Source organism: Serratia sp. 506_PEND (genome assembly GCF_001076875.1).
Lineage (GTDB): Bacteria > Pseudomonadota > Gammaproteobacteria > Enterobacterales > Enterobacteriaceae > Serratia > Serratia marcescens.
Window position 1 is genome coordinate 22,079 of record NZ_JVEL01000410.1, and the last position, 3,712, is coordinate 25,790.

General features: G+C 60.2%; 4 protein-coding genes and 1 pseudogene. 1 reads left to right on the forward strand and 4 read right to left on the reverse strand.

The genetic code is table 11. From position 1 onward, the window contains the following. From gluQRS to thpR, 4 genes and pseudogenes are all read right to left on the reverse strand, one after another. A partial coding sequence (gene gluQRS / locus ADK28_RS14975; RefSeq protein ID WP_048795998.1) for a tRNA glutamyl-Q(34) synthetase GluQRS occupies window positions 1-803 on the reverse strand: 803 nt, incomplete at its 3' end. Between the two features lie 195 nt (window positions 804-998). After that, entirely contained in the window at window positions 999-1,454 is a 456-nt protein-coding gene (dksA, locus tag ADK28_RS14980) for an RNA polymerase-binding protein DksA (protein WP_004937569.1), read from the reverse strand. A gap of 183 nt (window positions 1,455-1,637) precedes the next feature. Continuing rightward, window positions 1,638-2,345: a DNA/RNA nuclease SfsA gene (sfsA, locus tag ADK28_RS14985; RefSeq protein ID WP_004937572.1), complete on the reverse strand. Its 708-nt coding sequence runs from the start codon at window positions 2,343-2,345 to the stop codon at window positions 1,638-1,640. Further along, window positions 2,342-2,888, reverse strand: a pseudogene (gene thpR, locus ADK28_RS14990) (RNA 2',3'-cyclic phosphodiesterase). Before thpR ends, sfsA begins: the two are co-directional and overlap by 4 nt. 190 nt (window positions 2,889-3,078) lie before the next feature. Between thpR and ADK28_RS14995 the strand changes: the two are divergent. Continuing rightward, window positions 3,079-3,712 (forward strand): DEAD/DEAH box helicase (locus ADK28_RS14995; RefSeq protein WP_048795997.1); only part of this gene is annotated, 634 nt, incomplete at its 3' end.

The following is a 3,712-nucleotide window of genomic DNA, read 5'->3' on the forward strand; positions in this document are numbered from 1 at the left end:
GGCAGGTCAAGATCTTGCCAGCTTTCCGGCAGCGGTTGGCGCAGAAATTTCAGCGCGGCGATCAGCACCGGCCGCGGATCGCCGGCGGGCAACGCCGGCGCATGATTTTGCTTCGACAGCTTGATGCCGTTGGCGCCCAGCGCCAGCGGCAGATGCACATAAGCGGGCACTGGCGCCTGCAGCTGGCGGTAGAGGGCAATTTGGCGCACCGTCGGTTCGATCAGATCGGCGCCGCGGACAATCTCGGTCACGCCCTGAAAATGGTCGTCGATCACCACCGCCAGGTTGTAGGCGAACAGCCCATCGCGGCGGCGAATGATAAAGTCTTCCCCCGCCAGCGCCGGATCGGCCTGCAATTCTCCCTGCAGGCGATCGTGGAACCGGTAAACGGGCGCGGTCTGGCGCAAGCGGATGGCGGCGCCCTGCGGGCCGAGCTGCAAGTCACGACAGTGGCCGTCGTACAATCCGCCGATGTGCTGGATGCGGCTGCGGGTGCAGGTGCAGTAATAGCTGAGCCCCTGGCGCTGCAACAGATCCAGCGCGGCGCGATAGGCGTCGTGACGTTGGGATTGATAGATGACCTGGCCGTCCCAGTGGAGACCATAATGTTCCAGCGCGGACAGGATGCGAGCGGCGGCGCCGGGGACTTCACGCGGCGGGTCGATATCTTCGATGCGAACCAGCCACTGCCCGCGTTGGGCGCGAGCCTGAAGGTAGCTTCCCAGAGCGGCAATCAGCGAACCGAAATGCAGATCCCCGGAAGGCGATGGGGCAAAACGCCCCACATAATGACTTTCTTGCATATCAGAGGGGAGGGGTTCCCTTTTCTCTGTGCGGCGCACGCGGGTACGCACGCCGCAGCGGTAACATACTCGTTATGCTTGAAACTGCATCTGTGTTAGCTGCGCCTGCTTACCCGAATCACTTACTTGAGTAAGCTCATCGGGATGCGCATTCTTGCCGCCTTGATGCAGCTCCAATCATTTAGAGTAGCGGTATTAGCCGGCCATCTGCTTTTCGCGGATCTCGGCCAGCGTCTTGCAGTCGATGCACAGATCGGCGGTCGGACGCGCTTCGAGGCGACGAATACCGATCTCCACGCCACAAGATTCGCAGTAGCCGAAATCATCGTCTTCCACTTTCTTCAGCGTTTTCTCGATCTTTTTGATCAGTTTGCGTTCACGGTCACGGTTACGCAGTTCAAGGCTGAACTCTTCTTCCTGAGTGGCACGGTCGGCCGGATCAGGGAAGTTGGCTGCCTCTTCTTGCATATGCGATACAGTACGGTCCACTTCGTCCCTGAGCTGGTTGCGCCACGCTTCAAGAATGCGCTTGAAATGCGACAACTGGGCGTCGTTCATGTACTCTTCGCCCGGCTTCTCTTGGTACGGCTCCACCCCAGCGATGGCGAGAATGCTCAAGGACGAGGTTTTACGGTTTTGCCCTTCTTGCATGTTGCTTCTCCTACATACACACGCACTATCGAATCCCCAATGCGGGGGAAAAACAGGCCGCTATAAATAACAGAAGGAAGGTAGGTTGGCAATTATTCCTGTCGCCCGCTTGACAATCGTGTGAAGGAGGGCGTATTTGGCGATCGTGCTGGCCGGTTGTCTATTTATAGGGACCCGACTGCGCTAATCGATAAAAAACGGCAGCTTATCGCAGAGATAAATACCGTCAGGTGATAATTTTGCCCCGTAGCAAACCACTTCCACTCCCAACTGCCGGACCTGTGCCAACAGCGCCGCATAGCGCTCATCTATATGATGTGCCGGTGCGACCTGCTCAATACCGCTGTGTAACACGGCAAAGAACAACACCGCCCGTTGCCCGCTTTCAACCACGCTGAGCAACTCACGCAGGTGCTTTTGCCCTCTGAGCGTTACCGCATCAGGAAAGTAACCACGTTGTTGTTGCAGTAATGTGACTGACTTAACTTCAATATAGCAGTTAACCCGATTTTCTGCCTGTAATAACAAATCGATACGGCTGTTTTCACCGCCGTATTTCACCTCGCCGCTGATTTTACTGTAACCGGATAATTCATTGATTAAATTGTGTTCAATCGCCTCGCGCACCAGCGCGTTGGCGCGCAGGGTATTGACGCAGATCCAGTGCCCCTGTTGGGTATGGGTCAACTCCCAGCTGTGAGCGTATTTGCGCTTGGGATTGTCCGAAGTGGAGTACCAAACGGTGTCGCCGGGCGTGGCGCAGCCGGTCATGGCGCCGGTATTGGCGCAGTGCAGCGTAAAGGTTTCCCCTTCCGGGGTGATCACGTCCGCCAGAAAGCGTTTGTAACGTTTGATCAGCGTGGCGGAACGCAGCGGTGGAGAAAAAATCATGCGGATGCCTGCTTGGCCAGCGGCCACTGTTCGAGGTGTTGATAGCGGGTGCGGCCGTTTTCGAACACCGACTCATATAAGGAAAAGGCGTCGGCGCTGAACGCCCAGCCCGGCGTCGCCGGCGGGATCGCCACCGGCTGGGTGGCGGCGCGCAGCAGCGTGACATGCGGATGGAACGGCAGCGCGCTTTGATGGCAGCCGCTGCGGGCGGCCTGCGATCGCAGCAGCTCGGCCAGCTGCAGCAGCCCGCGCGGCGCGCGGCGGGNGGGTGCCGAGCCAGACCACGCCGGGGCGCGGCCAATGGCCGAGATCGTCGAGCCGCATGCTGAACCCGGGTTGTACGATGCGGCCGGCCAGCTTGCGCAGCGCTTGCTCTTTCTGCGCGGTGACCTCGCCGAGAAACGCCAGCGTCAGATGCAAATTGGCCGCAGCCACCGGCCGGCCGGCCTCCGGCGCAAACGCCTCGGCGCGCCAGCGGATCACCTGCTGTTGCAGGGCGTCAGGCAAGGACAGGGCGAAAAACAGGCGGCGCGAATTGGACATAAGGGCTCGGCAAATGCATGACAAAACGGTCGGGAACAGCGGTAAACGTTGCTGGCAGCGGCCCCGCGAGGGGCGCGGCGCACGAATGAGCTCCGTACTATAGCTAACGACGCCGCAGTTTGAAAGGCTACGGGGACAAAGCTAATGCTACACTGTACGCCGTTTATCGTTAACCACCACGGAGAGTTCAGTGTCTTCATTGCCCGTCAGCGCGGTGCTTGATGAGTTGCTGGCTGCGTTGCAGTCCGCTCCTCAGGTGCTGTTGCACGCCCCGACCGGCGCCGGTAAATCCACCTGGCTGCCGCTGCAGCTCCTGGCGAAGGCCGGGTTGCCGGGGCGCATTATCATGCTGGAGCCGCGGCGGCTGGCGGCGAAAAACGTCGCTTACCGCCTGGCACAGCAACTGGGGGAGGAGCCCGGCCAGACCGTGGGCTACCGCATGCGCGCCGAAAGTAAAAGCGGGCCGCAGACCCGGCTGGAAGTGGTGACGGAAGGCATTCTCACCCGCATGTTGCAGCAGGATGCCGAGCTGCAGGGCGTGTCGTTGGTGATCCTCGATGAATTCCACGAACGCAGCCTGCAGGCCGATCTGGCGCTGGCGTTGCTGCTCGATGTGCAGCAAGGGCTGCGCGACGATCTGAAGCTGCTGATCATGTCGGCCACCTTGGATAACGCTCGCCTGTCGCAGTTGCTGCCGGAAGCGCCGGTAGTGGTGTCCGAGGGGAGAAGCTTCCCGGTTGAGCGTTTATATCAGCCGTTGGCCAGCCATCAGCGGCTGGAGGACGGCGTAGCGGCGGCGGTGAAGCGGTTGCTGGCCGAACAGC

Excerpts from the sequence above, each read along its gene's own strand:
- sfsA (WP_004937572.1), bottom strand. The coding sequence starts at position 2,345 with ATGATTTTTTCTCCACCGCTGCGTTCCGCCACGCTGATCAAACGTTAC.
- dksA (WP_004937569.1), bottom strand. The coding sequence starts at position 1,454 with ATGCAAGAAGGGCAAAACCGTAAAACCTCGTCCTTGAGCATTCTCGCC.